The 2225-nt window shown below is 57.8% G+C and carries 2 pseudogenes; one reads left to right on the forward strand and one right to left on the reverse strand.

Annotation, left to right across the window (positions count from 1 at the left end):
- Nucleotides 1–247 (reverse strand): annotated as a pseudogene (locus ACFFN1_RS02170) (IS256 family transposase); the annotation flags it as partial.
- Nucleotides 248–1400: 1153 nt separating this feature from the next.
- Between ACFFN1_RS02170 and ACFFN1_RS02175 the strand changes: the two are divergent.
- Nucleotides 1401–2225, forward strand: a pseudogene (locus ACFFN1_RS02175) (ISL3 family transposase); the annotation flags it as partial.

The following is a 2225-nucleotide window of genomic DNA, read 5'->3' on the forward strand; positions in this document are numbered from 1 at the left end:
GCTTGCTTGTGACCGCCTTACCCGCCCGGTCCCCGGCCTCGTAGCCCAGATGCGAAGTCATCTCCGCCTGCAGGCCACGTTCCAAAGCCTCACGAATCAACACCGGGATCATCCCGCCATCACCAGTCAACTCAATCTCACCGGCATCGATCCAAGCGAACAACCCATCCAGAGCTCCGCTGGCCTTCAACTCAGCAACAACATCAGCACCAGACAACCGCTCACAACGCTCATGAATTTCACTCATCTACAAATCCTTTCAGACAGGCCCCCATACACAACCCATCTGACACCCCCGGCCAATGCACGTGAGGTCAAGGGAGTCGAGCCGGCAGAACGTCGTGAGATCAGGAGATGAGAAAGTAAGCTTGGACACGTCGAGGTCTTTCGGATGGACTGTGTAAGAACTTCCATCATCGGAAGACCTCGACGTCTATCCGGGCAACGCCACGCCGTGTCCTGGAATCACTGATCCACACCCTCAATTACGAAGAGCCCGCAAAGGCTATTTTCGAAAATGAAGAAACCGGATCACTATGCATAACGATGCAACAACAGCCGCCGCAGCACCTACCCAAAACAGGATGGAAGGAAATAATGGAAAACTGGTCAACGATTCTTCCCATTCCGGGTTAGGGACTTGAAGACTGCACCTAACCGCAGGAGGGACAAGCTCAAAACTAAACGTCACCCCGACTTCAGGTGCAACCCAGTCAGGAATCGCTGGACAATACACCCCGTCAACATTCAATGCACCACTTTCGATTTTCCAGATAGACCAAACTGAAACCCATGAAAGGACAATACAAAAAACCGAGCAAAACGCACTCAATTTGAAAGCGCAGGTAACCGATTTCAATAGCCTTAGAATGCCAGGCATCTACATATCACCGATCAAGCGGCAGGGGACGACGATCAGCCAGGTAGTCCCAAGAGAAATATGCGGGGGTCTTCCAGCCTCGATCCTTGTTTAAAAGTAGCATGTCAGATTTCCCACCCCACTCTTCCTCGGGCCACGTTCCGCCTAACCCCATACAATTGGTTGTCGCACGCCCCGTACAGCCATTCTTTACGAACTTGGAAGCAGCCCAGATATGACTCCACGCGTTCTTTCCCTTTGCAAGGGAGAACTTGGCGAACACGTCCTGCTGCGTCTGTCGATCTCCGCCCCTATCACCCCAATCTGGCACGTTAGCCGGCTCTCCAATGCCAAACCCTATAGCCCCGGGAGAGCATGGGTCGGATAAATGATTGCTGTCAAGATATAATTCCATACCCTTCAATTCGGCTCTTCAGAGTTGAGTGTGGGCGCGCCGATCGGGCAAGGGTGTTGGAGATAGACGTCGAGGTCCCTGATGATGAGCGGACATCTACCCGCGCTGATCTCAAGGACCTCGACAATGCCCCATCCTACGTGTTCCTGCTCGACATCTCTGGACCGTTGCAGTCGCTGCGATGTCCTCCTCGGCCTCCCCGGACTGCACCTGACCGACGTCGATGCCACCGACGAGAGCGTGGTCCTCGACGTCGAGACCTGTGACCGGCTGACCGGTTGCCCCGGTTGCGGCGTCATCCCGACCGGCCACNCTACGAGAACGCCTCCGTCCAGGGACTGGCCCGCCAGTTGGGCACGACGTGGAACACGCTGTGGTCCCAGATCCGGCCAGTGCTCAACACTGCGGCTGATGATCCGGCACGGTTCGACGGCGTCGAGGTTCTCGGCGTCGACGAGCACGTCTGGCACCACACCGATCCGCGCCGGCGCGGACCGAAAGAACTCACCGGCATGGTCGACCTCACCCGCCACCGGCACCGAACCGCGCGTCTGCTGGATCTCGTCCCGGGACGGTCGGGCACCGTGTACAAAGACTGGCTCACCGCACGCGGGCCCAGCTTCCGCCAAGGTGTGCGGGTCGCGACGCTGGACCCGTTCCAGGGATACAAGAACGCGATCGATGACCAACTCGACGACGCCACCTGCGTCCTCGATGCTTTTCACATCGTCAAGCTCGCCACCAGCGCTGTTGATGACGTCCGCCGTCGTATCCAGCAGCAGACACTCGGGCACCGGGGACGCAAAGGAGACCCGCTCTACGGCATCCGCAACCTTCTACGGGCCAGACGCGAACGCCTCACCGACCGGCAGCGTACGAGACTCGAAGCGGCGTTCGCTGCGCACGAGGACCACATCAGTGTCGAAGTCGCCTACCAGTGCACCCAGGACG

The sequence above is a fragment of the Brevibacterium otitidis genome, from assembly GCF_042429315.1.
In the GTDB taxonomy this organism is placed as follows: Bacteria; Actinomycetota; Actinomycetes; order Actinomycetales; family Brevibacteriaceae; genus Brevibacterium; species Brevibacterium otitidis.